Consider the following 17,559-nt stretch of genomic DNA (forward strand, 5'->3'; position numbering starts at 1 on the left):
GGTTCCGCTTGTCGGCCTTCGTCAGTATCACGACAAACGTACCTTCGAGGACGCAACCAGTTCGCTGGCGACCGAAAAGGACGTCACCACATGGCGCGTGAACCTCTCCTACCTGCCCACCGACGACCTGACGATGTTCGTTACCGCGTCCACAGGTTTCCGTGCAGGGATCGTGCAGTCGCAGATCCAGGTTGAATCCCTCCAGCTGGCCGGTGTGCCCGCGCAGGTAGGCCTGGAGCCGGAAACGTCCCAGAACTACGAATTCGGCCTGAAATGGCGCACGCCTGATCGCAGCCTTACATTCGGCCTGAACCTCTATCAGACTGAGTATACGGACCTGCAAACCAGCACGCCGGGTGCCATTGACGGTGTCAACGGCTTCTCCAACTTCGGCGACGGCACCTCGAAGGGTATCGACCTCGAAGTGCATTGGGACACGCCGATTGAAGGCCTCAGCCTGAACGCTGTGGGGAACTTCAACGACTCCAACTTCGATCGCGTCGATCCTGCCGTTCAGGCCGCGCTTCCACTATTCAAGCCCGGCTCACGCCTGGTCAACACCATTGAGTCGAACTACCGGATTGACGCCGCCTACACGCGGGACATCACTGCGAATATCGAAGGCTTCGGCAATATCGGCTACAGCCGCAATGGTGACCGTCTCCAGTCGAACGGCGCGATCGCTGATCCTTACAGCCTGGCCAACGCAACACTTGGCATGCGGACCGAGAACTATGAGCTTTCATTGTTCGGTACCAACCTGACCGATGAACGCGGCCCGACATTTGTCGGCAATGCCGGTGTGCCGGCTGGCGCTGGTCCCAACCCGCGCACTGTGGGCGTACGCCTGCGTCTGTTCTCGCAGTAACCCTCCCAGACTATCTCCCGGCCCTCGCAAGGGGCCGGGAGACCCGTATGGGGCAACCGCTCTCCGCCCCCGGACAACACTGCCGCACATTTCGATGCCGCGCCGGCTCCCCCCACAGTCAGCCATGGATCGAGACATCCCGTCTCTCCCGCCGACGCCCCCATGACATACATGTATGATGGCGTATCCCGCACGCTCTCTCGGGCGCTGGGCGCGCTTCAGGGCATCTTTAAATGAAGGAGCCGCGCAGAGAGCGAACGACTGCCTCTGTGCGTCGGCAGAGCGGCTCAGGGTGACGCATGGCCGTGGCAAACAAAAATCCCCGCCTTCCCTGAGTGAAACCCAAGGAAGGCGGGGATTTTTTGTCAAAAACATATAGAAAATGGCGCGAGTGACGGGACTTGAACCCGCGACCTCCGGCGTGACAGGCCGGCACTCTAACCGACTGAGCTACACCCGCGTATTTTCTCCGACCGCAAAGCGGCGAAGCGCCTCTCTAATCAAGCGGGGATGGGCGGTCAAGCGCGTAACGTCAGGCTATTTTCGATTATGTGCTATTCTCTGGTCATTCCCCGGTCACATTATACAATTATCTGAAAGCTTCGCAGCAAACAGGACGGCCCCATGAAACGGATATTGCTCATTGTCGCAGGCATTGTCGGCCTGCTTGTGGTGGCCGCGCTGGTGATTCCCTTCCTCGTGCCGAAGGATGTTTACCGCAACCAGATCGAAAAGGCCGCCACTGACGCGCTTCAGCGCGAGGTGACCCTGACAGGCGACGTCAAAATCTCGGTCTTCCCCCGAATCGCGGCCAGCATTGGCGGCGTTACGGTGGCCAACCCGGAAGGGTTCGACCGCCCCAACATGATCGAGGCCGGCGAACTGCGCGGATCGGTCAAATGGCTGCCCCTCCTCTCGCGCCGGGTCGACGTCCAGGAAATCGCCTTTGTCGATGCCAATGTTGACCTGCACCGCCTGGCCGACGGCAAAGCCAACTGGGAATTTGGCACGTCCTCCGAGCCCACCGAAGAGACGCCTGAGGGCTCCAGTGGCGGGTTTGATGCAGGCATCGCCTCAGCCCGGCTGGAAAATGCCAGCCTCACCTATCGCGACGATGCGGCCGGCAGCACCTATGAGCTGAAGGAACTCGACCTGCAGGCCTCCATGCAGGCGATGAACCAGCCCGTGGACATCAAGGGATCCGGCCTCTTCCAGGGCGAAAAATTCGACATGACGCTCGATCTCGATTCGCCGGAAGCGCTGACGAGCAATACCCCCGCTTCCGCCGTACTTAGCCTCAAGTCCGCTCTGGTAAATGCCGACTATGATGGCAGCGTCACAATGGGCGATGCCTCGGCCATTGCCGGCACGCTGACCCTCTCTGCGCCCAGCATTGCCGATCTCACCAGGTTCGCGGACGTGGACATGCCTTACAATGTCGCTCCGCTCGGCGGCGCAGACGTGAAGGCGACGCTGTCAGGCTCGCTTGAGGCGCCGCAGATCAAATTCGAAACCCTCACCATCAAGGGCAAGCTGATCGATGCGGGCTATACGGGCACGGTCTCCCTCGGTGAGGCGATCACGGTCGACGGGCAACTCTCCGCGGTCCTGCCTCAGGCTGGCGATCTCGCCACTGAGATGGGGATCGAGATTCCGGCCAGCGACGCCCTTGAGCGCGTCGAACTGAAAGGCGCCATCAAGGGCCCCGTCGATGCGCTGAACCTTGCAAACCTCGATGTGACGCATACCGGTGCCCTGCTGAATGCGAGCTATATGGGCGCAGTCGGCCTTGGCGGTGACGGCAGCGTGAACGGCCAGGTGAATGCCTCCAGCAACGAGCTTCGCGCTCTGCTCAAGGCGGCTGACGTGGAAATGGCCCCCGGCGAGACGCTTAAAAGCTTCAAGGTCGACAGCGCCATCAAGGGCAGCTTCAAGAAGCTGAACCTGACCGGGCTCACGCTCACGCTCGACGATATTACGGGCAAGGGCACGGCAGGCGTCGATCTCACCGGCGAGCGGCCGAAAATCACCGGCGACCTCGATATGGGCCCGCTTGATCTCTCGCCCTTCCTTGGCGAAGGCGACGCGGCCGAAAAGCCGGCAACAGCCAATACGGGCTGGAGCAAGGAGCCGCTCGATCTCGCGGGGCTCAAGGCCGTCGATGCCGACATCAAGATCACGACCAGCGCCCTCACGATCGGCAAGGTCAAGCTGACCGATGCCGCCCTCTCCACGACGCTCGACAATGGCAAGCTCGCCACCGACCTCTCCCAGTTCAAGGCCTTTGGCGGCAACTGGAGCGGCAAGCTGAACGTCAACGCGCAGGGCGCCACGCCCGCCATGGACTTCGCGATGAATGGCAGCGGCGTCGGCATGTCCAGCCTGCTGGGCACGCTGGCGGGCTTCGACAAGCTGACCGGTACGGGCGGCTTCCAGCTTTCCGGCGCAGCGACGGGCAACTCGCTCTATGACATCGTCAATGCGCTGGACGGCAAGGTCACGACGAACCTGACGGACGGCGCGCTGAAGGGCCTCAACGTCTCGCAACTGGTGCGCAGCGCCCAGTCGCTGCAAAGCGCGCTGACAACGGGGAACCTCGCCAATCTCGATTTCTCGTCGGCCCTCTCGCCATCGGCCGAGACGGACTTCACGAGCTTCGACACCGTGCTCACGATCACCGACGGCGTGGCCAATGTAGACCTGATGAAACTGATCAACCCGGTGCTCGGGATTGACGGCTCCGGCAAGATCAATCTCGGCGGCCAGGCCCTGGACGTGCGGCTTGCCACGAGCGTCGACAAGAAGGGCCAGGGCGACGGCAGCGTCATTCAGCTGAACGGCATTCCAGTGCCTGTGCGCATTTCCGGCGCGTGGACAAACCTGAAGGTCTCGCCGGATACATCGGGCATCCAGTCTGCGCTCAAGGCAGAGCTTGGCAACAAGCTGAAAGACGAGCTGAGCGGCAAGCTTGGCGGGGACGCCGGCTCAATCATCGGCTCCGTACTGGGCGGCAATCAGGCACAGCCTGCCCCGGCCGCAGATGGCTCTACGCCGGAAACGGCACAGCCGGCCCCCACAATCGAGGATGCGGCCGAGAAAGCCGCCATCAATGCGCTGGGCAGCCTGCTCAGCAAGAAGAAAAAGAAGGAAGAGCCAGCTACGCCGCCGGAGTAGAACGAGGGCTTAGTAGGGCTGGGTCAGGACGTATTCGATCTGCTGGTCGCGGGCCACGAAGGCCAGCTTCACCCAGCGGCCCTGATCGTCATACCAGAGGTCCACGTCGATGGCTGAATCCATCAGGTAGTGGTGCGCCTCGACCGGCTGTCCGGCGACGGTGACCGTATCCATGCCCTTGTCGATCACCTTGACCTTGATCAGCTCGCCGTCCTCGGTGGAGAGCAGCTCCTTTGCCCCGGTCTGCGCAAAATTCCAGTGGCTGGACGGCAGGATGCCGAGTGGCGCCTCACCTGTATATTCAGTGCCTTTGACCTCAAGCACGTCGCCTTCGCGCGTTGCGGTCACGGTGCCATCCTTGCCATCGTCATCCACAGCGCCTTTCAGGGCGACCAGCGTGCCGTCTTTCCACGTCTCGGTGGCGTCGAGTTCATAGTGAAACACCGTGATCGGGCCGAGCCCGGCCTTCAGGCGCACATCGGTTGTGGCCTTCAATGTGCCGTCTGGGTCGACGGCAAAGGAAACCGTGTGGGTGCCGAACGGCTTGCCCTTTCGCAGAACGTCAAAGGCAATGCGGTCGCCGTCCCGGGGCTTCCATGGGGATTCCGTGACCGTTCCAGAGGTAGGCGCAGGCATATTGTCGGCCCATGCAGGCGCAAGCACCAGGGAAAGTGCGACCGTTGTGAGGACGTATCTGATCATCGGAACAGGTTCCAGAGGGGGTTGCTGGTTTCGGCAACGAAACAAATGCACACCTCGTCACCGGCGGCAGCTGGCTTGTGACGGATGCCGGGCTCACCGAGTACAAGGTCGCCGCGTTTGTAGACTCCGTGGCCGTCGCTGAACTGGCCCTGGATAACGACCGTCGCCTCAAGGCTGCCATGACCGTGGGCAGGCGCGGACTGGCCGGGCTGGAGCTTCATGAACTTGGCGCCGCGCGTGCCGCAATTGGCGTAGGAGATGCCGGAGATGCCGCGCTTCCAGTTCAGCGAGTTGTCGGCCATCGCGAGCAGTTCGCTGGCGCTTTCGACGGCCATGTCGGCTTTGCGGCGCGCGCCCTTGCGCGGCGCAGCCGGAGCGGCGTCAGGAGCCTGATCGAGCAAGGCGCCACCGATAACCGACCAAAGCCAAGCCGATTCAGCGCCTTCCTGGCTCAGTAACATGTGCAAGTCGCCGGCAAGCGCAAGCGCGCCGGCATGGTTGCCGGCGGCGTGGTCCATCATGAAGGACGCATAGGATTCATTCATCGTCACGCGGGTGTCCTGTAGGGTAAACGAACGCATTCAGGCCTTGTACGGGCCGGATGCCGGGATGGATCACTTGCGCAAGCATGGCTGCAGCAGTTGTGCATTGGGCCGCTGCACCCTAGCTTGACCGGGCACCGCCACCTCAAACCAACCGGACCTGCCCGCATGACCACACATCGCTCCGTCATTGACCTGATCGGAAATACGCCGCTGCTGCGCCTGAACAAGGTTTCAGATGAAACCGGGTGCGAAATTCTTGGAAAGTGCGAGTTTCTTAACCCCGGCCAGTCGGTCAAGGATCGACCCGCACTGGGCATCGTGCGCGATGCCGAGGCAGTAGGCCAGCTGAAGCCCGGTGGCACGATCGTGGAAGGCACGGCCGGCAATACCGGCATCGGCCTTGCGCTGGTCGGCGCGGCACTCGGCTACCGCGTAGTGATCGTGATGCCACGCACCCAGAGCCAGGAGAAGAAGGATGCCATCCGCCTGCTCGGCGCCGAGCTGATCGAAGTGGACGCCGTGCCCTATGCCAATCCGAACAATTACATCAAGTTTTCCGGCCGCCTCGCCGAAGACCTGGCCAAATCTGAGCCAAACGGTGCGATTTGGGCCAACCAGTTCGACAATGTGTCGAACCGCAAGGCGCATTATGACACGACCGGCCAGGAGATATGGAACCAGACCGATGGCAAGCTCGACGCCTTTATCTGCGCTGTCGGCTCCGGCGGCACGCTGGGCGGTGTCTCGCTGGCCCTGAAGGAGAAGCGCAAGTCGGTGCAGATCGGCGTCGCCGATCCGGGCGGCGCGGCGATGTACGAATACTTTACCAATGGCGAGCTGAAGTCCGAGGGCACCTCGATCACCGAAGGCATCGGCCAGGGGCGTATCACGGCCAATCTTGAAGGCATCGAAGTCGACCGCGCCTACAGGTGCAGCGACGCCGAAGCCCTGCACATACTTTTCGACCTCGTGCAGACGGAAGGGCTTTGCCTCGGCGGCTCAGCCGGTATCAATGTGGCAGGCGCCGTAAAAATGGCGCGCGACATGGGACCGGGCCATACGATCGTTACGATGCTGTGCGACTATGGCAACAGGTACCAATCGAAACTTTATAATCCGGAATTCCTTCGATCGAAGGACCTGCCGGTGCCACCGTGGATGGAGACGAAATAGATGGAGTCGGGCGATCCCCTCGTCAGCGCAGAATGGCTGCTGAAAAACTTTGATGCACCGGATATCCGTGTGCTCGACGCAACATATTTTGCCGACTTCACCAATCCGCCCGAGACAGGCCGCCAGGCCTGGGCACGCGGCCATATTCCCGGCGCCACATTTTTCGACATCGATCATGTCGCCGATGACGCATCGCCCTACCCGCACATGCTGCCCGATGCCGTGAAATTCTCGTCGCGCATCCGCAAGCTGGGCGTCGGCGATGGCAACCGGATTATCGTCTATGACCAGAACCGCTTCTTCGCCTCGGCGCGCGTCTGGTGGATGCTGCGCGTGATGGGCCATACCGATGTGCACGTTCTGGACGGCGGGCTGGCCGCATGGGTGGAAGCGGGCGGCGGGCTGGAAGACTTGCCGCCTGTGGTCAGCGAACGCCATTTCACACCGCGCGTGCGCAGCGACCTCATCATGGATTCTGCCGGCCTCGAAAAGGCCGTCGGCTCGGCGCGGCTCGCCATCATCGATGCGCGGCCGGATGGGCGCTTTTTCGGCCGTGTGCCTGAACCGCGTGAAGGGCTGAAATCGGGCCACATTCCCGGAAGCGTGAACCTGCCCGGCAGCGCCCTGATCACCGAAGACGGCCACATGAAATCAGCCAGGCAACTGGCCAACCTGTTCAAGGATCCGATGGCACCGACCGTCACGACCTGCGGCTCTGGCGTGACCGCCGCCGTCACGGCTCTGGCGCTGGCGCGCCTCGGCAACTGGGATGTCGCCGTCTATGACGGGTCCTGGACCGAATGGGCATCCGATCCGTCCCGTCCGATTGCGACGGAAGCCTGATGAAACACCTTGAAACGCGACTGATCCACACGCGGCGCGACCGGCTGGGACGGGTGACCGTGAACCCGCCCGTGGAGCGTGCCTCGACGGTGCTGTTCAACACGGAAGACGCCCTCTACGGGCCCAAGCCGACCTATGGCCGCATGGGCCTGACGGTACACCGCGAGCTGGAAGCCGCCATGTGCGAGCTGGAAGGCGCGACCTATACGCGGCTCGCGGCCAATGGCCTGCAGGCCTGCACGCTGGCAATTGCCAGCTGTGTGCGCGCCGGGGACCATCTGCTCTTCCCGGATTCCTCCTACGGCCCGACCGCCCGCTTTTGCGAGCGCCGTCTGCCGGCCATGGGCGTGAAGACAGACCGGTACGATCCGCGCATCGGCGCCGGTATTGCCGACCTGATCCAGGAGAACACCAAGGCGATCTTCCTGGAATCGCCGGGCTCCCTGACATTCGAGGTGAGCGATACGCCCGCCATTGTTGAAATCGCCAAGGCCCGCGGCATTCGCACGATCATGGACAATACATGGGGCGCCGGCCTGCATCACCAGCCGCTGGCGCTGGGCGTGGACCTGTCGGCGCAGGCCCTGACGAAGTACCCGGCGGGCCATTCCGATGCCTTTGGCGGCGCGGTGATGACGCGCGACAATGCCATGGCCGGACGGCTCGAAGCCCTGTCGGAAGACTGGGGCATCAGCCTCGCGCCGGACGACGCCTATCTGTGCGTGCGCGGCCTGCGCACCCTGAAGACGCGCCTGAAAGCGCACGAAGCCGCAGGGCTCGCCATATCCGAATGGCTCGAATCCCGGCCCGAAGTCGCCGAGGTGCTGAACCCGGCTTTGCCCTCGCATCCCGACCACGCGATCTGGCAGCGCGACTTCAGCGGATCGAACGGATTGTTCGGAATCATCCTCAATCCGGTGCCGGAAGGCGGTCTGGAACGCTTTTTCGAGGCAATGCACCTGTTTTCGATGGGATTCTCCTGGGGAGGCTTTGAGAGCCTCATCATTCCGTGCGACCACCAGTTAACGCGCATGAAGGGAAGCTGGACCGAGACCCGATCGGGCCCCCTTCTGCGCATTCATATCGGACTGGAGGCCGTTGACGATCTCGTTGCGGACCTTACAGCGGGCTTTGAGGCCATGACGGGGAGCTGAACGCACTATGGGGGCACAAAAGATCGGACTGATCCTCGGACCAGTATTGGCGGGGATCATGCTGCTATTCGGCCCGCCGGAGGGACTGACCATTGCTGCCTGGTATACGGGGGCGCTGATGGTGCTGATGGCAACCTGGTGGGCGACCGAGGCGATTCCGATTCCGGCGACGTCGCTGCTGCCGCTGGTGATCCTCCCCCTGATCGGCGCCGGTACGCCCAGGCAAGTAGGCTACGATTACGCAAACTATATCGTGTTGCTGCTGTTGGGCGGTTTCATCATCGCCATGGGTATCGAGCGCTGGGACCTGCACAAGCGGATCGCGCTCAACGTCATCTCGCGTGTCGGCGCTGCCCCCAAGGCGCTCATCTTCGGCTTCATGCTGGCGACGGCGCTGCTGTCGATGTGGATATCCAACTCGGCAACGACGCTGATGATGATGCCGATTGCGCTTTCGGCGGCCCAGACCCTCGGCGACAAGAGCGGCAAGTTTGCCACCGCCCTCTTGCTGGGAATCTGCTATGCTGCCTCGATTGGCGGGGTGGCGACGCCCATTGGCACGCCGACAAACCTGATCGCGATCAACTGGCTGCAGGCCGAAATGGGCGGCAATATCGGCTTCCCGCAATGGATGGCCTTTGGCGTGCCCGCAGCGGCCCTGCTGGTGCCGGCGGCCTGGTGGATCCTGACGCGGACATTGCCAAAATTCAGTGGCGGACAGGACGTGCTGGACCGGGTTCGCACGGACAAGATCGCCCTCGGTGGCATGACCCAGCCCGAAATGCGCGCTGCCATCGTGTTTGGCTTTGTCGCCCTGCTCTGGGTGTCCCGGCTCTGGCTGGTCGACCTGCTGGACACTATGGGATGGGGCACGCTGGCCGGCTTTGGCGGCGCGGAGGTGGACATGATGATCGCCATGGCGGGCGCGGTGGTGATGTTCCTCGTGCCAGCCGGTGGCGGCGAGAAGCGGATGCTGCTGAACTGGGAAGAGGCCGAGCGCCTGCCCTGGGGGGTGCTGGTCCTGTTTGGCGGCGGCATCGCGCTGGGCAATGCCATCTCGCGCACGGGCCTGTCGGAATGGCTGGGCAACCAGCTGTCGATCATGGAAGCCTTCCCGCCGATCCTGTTCATTGCCGTCGTCGTGGCGCTGGTCCTGTTCCTGACGGAGCTGACGAGCAATGTGGCGACGATGACGACGCTGGCGCCCATTCTCGGCGCGCTGGCCGTGGCGGTGGGCATGGCGCCTGCCAGCCTGCTTGGCCCGGCCGCCGTGGCTGCGTCCTGCGCCTTCATGCTGCCGGTCGCGACAGCGCCGAATGCCATCGTCTATTCGACGGGCCAGATACAGATCCAGGATATGGTGCGGCGCGGGTTGCGGGTGAACCTGATGGGGATCCTGATCATCACACTGGTTGGCTATTTCATCGCGCCCTTGGTGCTCTGAAGCCGGGCTTTGCGTGCAGCCCCCCCACTTGCAAGGGTGAGGGAAGTGGGGGGACTCCGCTGCAGGCCAGGGGTGAGGTTTGGAGGTACCAGCAGCGGGAACACAAAGGGTGTGATGCCGACCGGCGGGTGGGGAGGGGGTAGTACCCGGCCAGCATCACACGACTAGAACGGTCAGATGGGGATTACCCGTCGCTGTACGAGACGCATTTATTGTAACTTTTTTGTCATTAAAAACGCGTCATGTCCTGCAGCTGCCACTACAGGACATCAACCTATGACCTGTTCGGTTCTTCGCTGACCTGGACCACGAGCTTTCCGAGGTTCTTGCCCTCGAACAGGCGCGACAGGCTAGAGGGCGCGTTTTCGAGGCCGCGCACGACATCCGTCTCGAACTTGAGTTTCCCCTCCATCAACCACTGGGCCATCTGCTGGATGCCTTCGGCAAAGCGCGGGTAATAGTCGATCACGATGAAGCCCTTCACCAGCGTCCGGCGCATCAGCAGGTTGGCGAAATTGTAGGGGCCTGGCACGGGGTCCGTGGCGTTGTAGGTCGAGATCAGGCCGCAAAGGGGCATGCGCGAGAAGTCGTTCAGGCGGGCGATGACCGTGTCCATGATCTCGCCGCCGACATTCTCGAAATTGATGTCGATGCCATTGGGGCAATGCTTGTCCAGCATCGCGCCAACATCTTCCTTCTTGTAATTGATGGCGGCGTCAAAACCGGCGGTTTCGACCAGCCATTTGCACTTGTCGTCAGAGCCCGCGATGCCGACGACACGGCAGCCCTGTATCTTGGCGATCTGGCCCACCATGGAGCCGACGGCGCCCGCTGCGGCAGAGACGACAACCGTTTCGCCCTCTTTCGGCTTGCCGATATCCATGAGGCCGAAATAGGCGGTCATGCCGGTGGCGCCGATAGGGCCCATGAAGGCCGTGAGCGGCACGCCGGGCAGCTGGGGCATCTTGGCGAGCCCTGCGCCAGGCAGCGTGTTGTAGAGCGACCAATGGGCAAGGCCGGTATTGACGATATCGCCCGGCTCAAGGCCGCCGAAACGGCTCTCGGTAACGAGGCCGAGGCCGCCGCCGCGCATCGGGTCGCCAAGGCCGACAGGCGGCAGGTAGGCGTCCATGTCGCTCATCCAGATGCGGTTCGTGGGGTCGAGCGAGAGATAGATGGTGCGGGCGCGCACTTCACCCTCGTTCAGGGGCGCAAGCGGCGCCTCGACCAGTTCGAGATCGCTCTCCCGCACTTCGCCGACAGGCCGCGCGCGCAGGATCCAGGTCTTGTTCATCTCGGTCATTATCATTCCTCCCGTTTCTGGACCGGGAGGCTAGACCGAAACCGTTTCAGCGCAAGACATCCCGCCGGGACATCCACGAGGCATAGAGCGTGAGCAGGAGGGCGATCAGGATGATGATGCCGCTCATGAGGCCAGCGCCTTCCATGCGCGGCGCATTCTTGTCGAGGAAGCCGAAACCCATGCTGATGCTCGCGGCAAGGAAAGATGCGGCGAAGAAAGGAAAGGCCAGCTTGCGGCGCAAGAGCAGCGCGATGCTGCCAAGCAGGCCGCCGAAGACACCAACTGCCCATATGGCCCACATCCAGAGTGGCATGTTCAGCCAATAGTCGAGCATTTCCTGCGGATAGGGTTCCAGATAGGCGGCATTGCGCGTGGCAGTCATCGTGAAATCGACGCAGCCAAATCCATTCCACAACAGGCTGATCGCACCGACCAGCCAGAGATGCCACGGCGTTTTTACGCCTGCGGGCTCGTTATATTCCGACATTGCACGTCCCTCCCGATTTGCAATTCAGGCGCGGATATTACCACGGATCGGGTTGAACCGGAACGCCAGCACCGGAAACCGGATCGCGGGGGATCGCGTCCGGTTTCCTTTATATGTCGGGCGGGCAGGAAGGAGACCGCGTCATCTATGGCTGGTGTGACAGGAAGTGGGGTCGCGATTCCCCGTCCTGCCCGAAAGATGGCGCCGCGCATGCTGGCCCCATCCCTTCGCCTCCATTCAGGCGACGGGCACATAATACACCCGCCGGGGCGGTGTTGGATAAGCAGCGGGTGACGGGCCCGCTTCAAGGCGTTAAACCTTCGGCCTGCAAAGGATTCCCTGCTCATGGCCACTGCCCCCGTTACCAAGGATAGCCACCTCTATCTCGTGGACGCGAGCGCCTATATTTTCCGCGCCTTCCATGCCCTGCCCCCGCTGACGCGCGCCTCCGACGGCTTGCCCATCGGCGCGGTCTCAGGCTTCTGCAACATGCTGTTCAAGCTGCTGGAAGAGCTGAAGGGCCCTGATCGTCCGACGCACTTTGCCTGCATCTTCGACGCCTCGTCGCACACGTTCCGCAATGAGATGTACGACCAGTACAAGGCGAACCGGTCCGAGCCGCCTGAAGAGCTGCGCCCGCAATTCCCGCTGGTGCGGCGCGCCTCCATCGCCTTTGCCGCCCATGCGCTGGAGCTGGAAGGCTATGAGGCCGACGACCTGATCGCGACCTATTCCCGGCAGGCCGAGGCCAAGGGCGCACGTGTGACCATTGTGTCATCGGACAAGGACCTGATGCAGCTCGTGTCGGAGCGCGTCGTGATGCTCGACACGATGAAGAACAAGACGCTGGGCATCGAGGAAGTCTTCGAGAAGTTCGGTGTGGGCCCGGAACGGGTTGTGGATGTGCAGTCGCTGGCTGGCGACAGCGTAGACAATGTGCCGGGCGCGCCGGGCATCGGCATCAAGACGGCGGCGCAGCTGATCAATGAATATGGTGATGTCGAAACGCTGCTGGAACGTGCGGGCGAGATCAAGCAGCCCAAGCGCCGCGAGAGCCTGATCGAAAATGCCGAACAGGTGCGCCTGTCGAAACAGCTGGTGCTCCTGAAGGATGACGTGCCGGTCGAGCTGCCGCTGGAAGAGCTGGCCGTGGCCGACCCGGACCCGGAAGTGCTAATCGCCTTCCTGGAAGAAATGGAGTTCCGCACGATCACGCGGCGCGTGCGCGAGATGATGGAAATGGAAGGCGCCATCGAGGCGGCGCCGCCGGCCGAGGACCCGATCGACCGTTCGCAATACGAAACGGTGCGCGACTTCGAGCGGCTGGAGGAATGGGTCGCCCGCGCCATGGCGCAGGGCTATGTCGCGGTCGACACCGAGACCGACAATCTCGACTCCGTGGCGGCGAACCTTGTCGGCGTATCGCTCGCGCTGGCGCCCGGCGAGGCCTGTTACATCCCGCTCGCGCATGTGGACCCGAACGCGGCCGGCGACGGCGACATGTTCGGCGCTGATCCGCCACGCCAGATCCGCATGAAGGACGCAATGCGGGCGCTGAAGCCCATGCTGGAGGACCCGTCTGTCCTGAAGATCGGCCAGAACATCAAGTATGATGACAGCGTGTTTGCCTCGCAGGGCATTCGCGTGGCGCCCATCGATGACACGATGCTGCTGTCCTATGTGCTGAATGCCGGCAAACATAATCACGGCATGGACACGCTGTCGGAACGCTATCTCGGCCACTCGCCGCTTTCGTACAAGGACGTGACCGGCACCGGCAAGCAGCAGGTGAGCTTTGATCGCGTGGCGCTGGACAAGGCGACGGAATACGCCGCCGAGGATGCCGACGTGACGCTGCGCCTGTGGCAGACGTTCAAGCCGAAGCTGCATACGGAGCAGGTGACCACCGTTTACGAGACACTGGAGCGGCCGCTCGTGCCCGTTCTGGCGCAGATGGAACGCGAAGGCATCAAGGTGGACCGCGACCAGCTCTCGCGCCTGTCGGCAGACTTCTCGCAGCGTATGGCCGCGCTGGAAGCCGAGGCCGAGGAACAGGCCGGCCGCGCCTTCAATATCGGCAGCCCGAAACAGCTCGGCGAAATCCTGTTCGACGAGATGAACCTGCCCGGCGGCAAAAAAACCAAGACCGGCGCCTGGGTGACGGACGCGGACGTGCTGGAAGGCCTCGCGGCCGAGGGCCACGCCCTGCCCCGCACGATTGTCGATTGGCGCACGCTGTCGAAACTGCGCTCGACCTATACCGAGGCGCTGCAGGCCGCGATCAACAAGAAGACCGGCCGCGTGCACACGAGCTATGCCATGGCCGTGGCGCAGACGGGGCGCCTCTCATCCTCCGACCCGAACCTGCAGAACATCCCGGTGCGGACCGAGGAAGGCCGCAAGATCCGCCAGGCCTTCATAGCGGACGAAGGCAATGTGCTCGTCAGCGCCGACTATAGCCAGATCGAGCTGCGCATTCTCGCTCACATGGCGGACATCCCGGCGCTGAAGGAGGCCTTCCTGAAGGGCCTCGACATTCACGCCATGACAGCCAGCGAGATGTTCGGCGTGCCGATTGAGGGCATGGACCCGATGGTGCGCCGTCAGGCCAAGGCGATCAATTTCGGCATCATCTACGGCATCTCGGGTTTCGGGCTCGCGCGCCAGCTGGGCATCCCGCAGAGTGAGGCGTCCGAGTATATCAAGACCTATTTCAAGCGCTTCCCAGGCATCCGCGCCTATATGGACGAGACCAAGGATTTCGCGAAAGAGACCGGATATGTGAAGACGGCCTTCGGTCGGAAGATCCATCTGGAAGCCATCAAGTCCAAGGGCCCGGCCAAGGCCTTTGCGGAGCGTCAGGCGATCAATGCGCCGATCCAGGGTTCAGCCGCAGACGTCATCAAACGCGCCATGATCCGCATGCCGGAGGCGCTGGCCAAGGCGGGCCTGACGGCGCGCATGCTGTTGCAGGTGCATGATGAACTCGTGTTCGAATGCCCCGAAAGCGAGGCCGAGGCACTGATCAAGGTAGCGCAGGACACGATGCAGGGCGCGGCGATGCCGGCGCTGAACCTGTCGGTGCCGCTGGTGGTTGACGCCCGGGCGGCCAAGAACTGGGCCGAGGCGCACTAGCGGCTTGGATCAGTCGCGGTCTGGCGCGCCGAGCGGGAAATAGTGGCGGTAGCGCCGTGCTTCCTCGACAGCGCGCGCGAAGGATGGCCGCTCCAGGAGCCGCGTGCGATAGGCGCGGACGGTCGGGAACTGGTCGCCGATCTGGTGCACCCAGTCAGCGTAGAAGAGCGACGGGGCCGCTGCGCAGTCTGCCATGCTGAATGTCTCGCCCGCCGCCCATGTGCGCCCGGCCAGTCTGTCTTCGAGCCAGGCATAGGCTGTGTCGAGCGCGGTGGCGGCCGCTGCCAGCGCGGCGTCCTTGCGGGCCGTGTCACCCTGGATTGCCTCGAACACCGGCTTCTGCATCTCGGTCATGACGTAATTGTCGAAGAAGCGGTCCATGAAGCGCACTTCGAGTTGAGCTTCGCGATCCTCGGGGATCATGGGCGCCGGGCCGGGGTGGTGGATGTCCAGATATTCGATGATGATGCTGGATTCCGCGACCGTTCTGGGACCGTCCTTGAGGACGGGGAAGCGACCAAACGGCCAGAGGGCGGCCCGTTCCTCGCCCGCGCCGGGGTCTTCGAGGTGGCGGTAGGTGAAGGGCGTGTCACTCTCCCAGAGCGCGATCAGCACTTTCTGGCAGTAGGACGAAAACGGGTGCGAATAGAGCGTGAGGGACATGGCACATCCTATCTGCTTGCCACTCGCAACCATCTGGATCCCACTTGAAAGTGCAAGCAGAAAGTGGTCGCCCGGGCGGGCGGGGCTGCCAGACGGTTGATCGGCGGGGCCCGCGGCCCCACGTATTGTTGATAAATGGCCGGGCGCGCTGTATTGCGGCGGGGTCTGTTCCTGCACATGACCTTTGAGAGGTAAATCGTGGCAATCCTGTATCGTTCCCGCACATCCACCCATGGCCGCAACATGGCCGGCGCACGCGGCCTGTGGCGCGCAACCGGCATGAAGGATGGCGATTTCGGCAAGCCGATCATTGCGGTGGTGAACTCGTTTACCCAGTTCGTGCCGGGCCATGTGCACCTGAAGGACCTCGGTCAGCTGGTGGCCGGCGAGATCGAGGCGGCGGGCGGCGTGGCCAAGGAATTCAACACGATTGCCGTGGATGACGGTATCGCGATGGGCCATGACGGCATGCTCTATTCGCTGCCGAGCCGCGAAGTGATCGCCGACAGCGTGGAATACATGGTCAACGCGCATTGTGCCGATGCCATGGTCTGCATCTCCAATTGCGACAAGATCACCCCCGGCATGATGATGGCCGCCCTGCGCCTCGACATCCCGGTCGTGTTCGTGTCCGGCGGCCCGATGGAGGCCGGCAAGGTCAATATCGATGGCGAGCTTAAATCGGTCGACCTGATCGACGCGATGATCGAGGCGGCAAACCCTGAGCGCACCGATGCCGAAGTGCTGGCCTATGAAGAGGCCGCCTGCCCCACCTGCGGTTCATGCTCCGGCATGTTCACGGCGAACTCGATGAACTGCCTCGCCGAAGCGCTTGGCCTTGCCCTGCCGGGCAATGGCTCGACCCTGGCGACGCACTCTGACCGCGAGCAATTGTTCCGCCGCGCCGGGCGCCGCATCGTCGAGCTGTGCAAGCTCTATTATGAACAGGGCGACAAGTCCGTCTCCGCGCGCGGCATTGCCAACAAGGCCGCGTTCGAGAATGCGATGACGCTGGACATTTCCATGGGCGGATCGACCAACACGATCCTGCACCTGCTGGCGATTGCCAGCGAGGGCGAGGTGGACTTCACGCTGGCCGATATCGACCGGCTGAGCCGCCATACGCCCTGCCTCTGCAAGGTCGCCCCGGCCGTTGCCAATGTGCACATGGAAGACGTGCACCGGGCGGGCGGCATTTTCGGCATCCTCGGCGAACTCGACCGCGCCGGAAAACTCGATACGAGCGTGCGCACGATCCATTCCGCCACGATGGCCGAGGCCATCACCAAGTGGGACGTGGCGCTGACCAATGACCCCGAAGTGCAGGAACTGTTCCTTGCCGCGCCGGGCGGCGTGCGCACGACGCAGGCGTTCAGCCAGTCGCGCCGCTACAAGGAACTCGACACCGACCGCGAGAAGGGCGTCATTCGTGCAGCGTCCCACGCCTTCTCGCAGGATGGCGGGCTCGCCGTGCTGTTCGGCAATATCGCGGAGCAAGGCTGTGTGGTGAAGACTGCGGGCGTTGACGACTCGATCCTCAAATTCTCCGGCCCCGCCATTGTGTGCGAGAGCCAGGAAGAGGCCTGCGACCGTATCCTGAACAAGGGCGTGGCCGCCGGTGACGTGGTGATCATCCGCTATGAAGGCCCGCGCGGCGGACCCGGCATGCAGGAAATGCTCTACCCGACCTCCTACCTGAAATCGATGAAGCTGGGCAAAGCCTGCGCCCTGATCACCGACGGCCGCTTCTCCGGCGGCACGTCAGGCCTCTCCATCGGCCATGTCAGCCCGGAAGCGGCTGAAGGCGGCCTGATCGGCCTGGTCGAGGAAGGCGATATCATCGAGATCGACATCCCGAACCGCACGATCCATGCGAAGATCGACGATGCCGAAATCGCCCGCCGCCGCGCCGACATGGACGCCCGCGGCGACAAGGCCTGGAAACCGGTGAAGGACCGCCCCCGCAAAGTGAGCCGTGCACTGAAAGTGTACGCCGCGCATGTGGGGAACGCGTCTCAGGGTGCCGTGAGGCTGGATCCTTAATGCACCCTTGTATTGTCAATTTGCT

General features: G+C 62.9%; 13 protein-coding genes and 1 tRNA gene. 8 read left to right on the top strand and 6 right to left on the bottom strand.

Going from position 1 to position 17,559, the window contains the following annotated elements; all coding sequences use genetic code 11:
* Positions 1 to 868 (top strand): TonB-dependent receptor domain-containing protein (locus HY30_RS12260; protein WP_034740830.1); only part of this gene is annotated, 868 nt, incomplete at its 5' end.
* A gap of 383 nt (positions 869 to 1,251) precedes the next feature.
* Here the strand turns inward: HY30_RS12260 and HY30_RS12265 are convergent.
* A tRNA-Asp gene (locus HY30_RS12265) sits at positions 1,252 to 1,328 on the bottom strand.
* Between the two features lie 164 nt (positions 1,329 to 1,492).
* Here HY30_RS12265 and HY30_RS12270 point away from each other — a divergent pair.
* Complete coding sequence (locus tag HY30_RS12270; protein WP_081812215.1) at positions 1,493 to 4,042, top strand: AsmA family protein; 2,550 nt, start codon at positions 1,493 to 1,495, stop codon at positions 4,040 to 4,042.
* 9 nt (positions 4,043 to 4,051) lie between these two features.
* Here HY30_RS12270 and HY30_RS12275 read toward each other — a convergent pair whose 3' ends face one another.
* Both HY30_RS12275 and HY30_RS19375 read right to left on the bottom strand, forming a co-directional pair.
* On the bottom strand, positions 4,052 to 4,744 hold the full coding sequence (locus HY30_RS12275; RefSeq protein WP_034740836.1) for a DUF6134 family protein: 693 nt from the start codon (positions 4,742 to 4,744) through the stop codon (positions 4,052 to 4,054).
* A complete protein-coding gene (locus HY30_RS19375; RefSeq protein WP_051615434.1) occupies positions 4,741 to 5,289 on the bottom strand; it encodes a cupin domain-containing protein in 549 nt (182 codons plus the stop codon). Before HY30_RS19375 ends, HY30_RS12275 begins: the two co-directional genes overlap by 4 nt.
* Positions 5,290 to 5,454: 165 nt before the next feature.
* Here HY30_RS19375 and HY30_RS12285 point away from each other — a divergent pair, with 165 nt between their 5' ends.
* Genes HY30_RS12285 through HY30_RS12300 form a run of 4 tightly spaced genes read left to right on the top strand, consistent with a single transcriptional unit; the run spans position 5,455 to position 9,903 of the window.
* Entirely contained in the window at positions 5,455 to 6,462 is a 1,008-nt protein-coding gene (locus HY30_RS12285; protein ID WP_034740840.1) for a cysteine synthase A, read from the top strand.
* A complete protein-coding gene (locus HY30_RS12290; protein WP_034740843.1) occupies positions 6,463 to 7,305 on the top strand; it encodes a sulfurtransferase in 843 nt (280 codons plus the stop codon). It begins immediately after the preceding gene.
* On the top strand, positions 7,305 to 8,459 hold the full coding sequence (gene metC / locus HY30_RS12295; protein ID WP_034740846.1) for a cystathionine beta-lyase: 1,155 nt from the start codon (positions 7,305 to 7,307) through the stop codon (positions 8,457 to 8,459). Before HY30_RS12290 ends, metC begins: the two co-directional genes overlap by 1 nt.
* 7 nt (positions 8,460 to 8,466) lie before the next feature.
* On the top strand, positions 8,467 to 9,903 hold the full coding sequence (locus HY30_RS12300) for an SLC13 family permease (protein WP_034740849.1): 1,437 nt from the start codon (positions 8,467 to 8,469) through the stop codon (positions 9,901 to 9,903).
* A 274-nt stretch (positions 9,904 to 10,177) separates the two neighbouring features.
* Here HY30_RS12300 and HY30_RS12305 read toward each other — a convergent pair whose 3' ends face one another.
* Positions 10,178 to 11,197 carry an NADP-dependent oxidoreductase gene (locus tag HY30_RS12305; RefSeq protein WP_206741466.1) on the bottom strand — a complete coding sequence of 340 codons (1,020 nt, stop codon included), beginning with the start codon at positions 11,195 to 11,197 and terminating at the stop codon, positions 10,178 to 10,180.
* Positions 11,198 to 11,252: 55 nt separating this feature from the next.
* A complete protein-coding gene (locus HY30_RS12310; protein ID WP_034740855.1) occupies positions 11,253 to 11,693 on the bottom strand; it encodes a hypothetical protein in 441 nt (146 codons plus the stop codon).
* 345 nt (positions 11,694 to 12,038) lie between these two features.
* Between HY30_RS12310 and polA the strand changes: the two genes are divergently transcribed.
* Positions 12,039 to 14,828 carry a DNA polymerase I gene (gene polA, locus HY30_RS12315; RefSeq protein ID WP_034740857.1) on the top strand — a complete coding sequence of 930 codons (2,790 nt, stop codon included), beginning with the start codon at positions 12,039 to 12,041 and terminating at the stop codon, positions 14,826 to 14,828.
* Positions 14,829 to 14,837: 9 nt separating this feature from the next.
* On the opposite strand, the gene HY30_RS12320 is transcribed toward polA, so the two are convergent.
* The gene (locus HY30_RS12320) at positions 14,838 to 15,491 is read right to left on the bottom strand and encodes a glutathione S-transferase family protein (protein ID WP_034740859.1); all 654 of its coding nucleotides are present in this window, start codon (positions 15,489 to 15,491) and stop codon (positions 14,838 to 14,840) included.
* A gap of 204 nt (positions 15,492 to 15,695) precedes the next feature.
* Between HY30_RS12320 and ilvD the strand changes: the two genes are divergently transcribed.
* The gene (gene ilvD / locus HY30_RS12325) at positions 15,696 to 17,534 is read left to right on the top strand and encodes a dihydroxy-acid dehydratase (RefSeq protein WP_034740865.1); all 1,839 of its coding nucleotides are present in this window, start codon (positions 15,696 to 15,698) and stop codon (positions 17,532 to 17,534) included.
* Positions 17,535 to 17,559: the final 25 nt, after the last annotated feature.

Source organism: Hyphomonas chukchiensis (assembly GCF_000682695.1).
Lineage (GTDB): Bacteria > Pseudomonadota > Alphaproteobacteria > Caulobacterales > Hyphomonadaceae > Hyphomonas > Hyphomonas chukchiensis.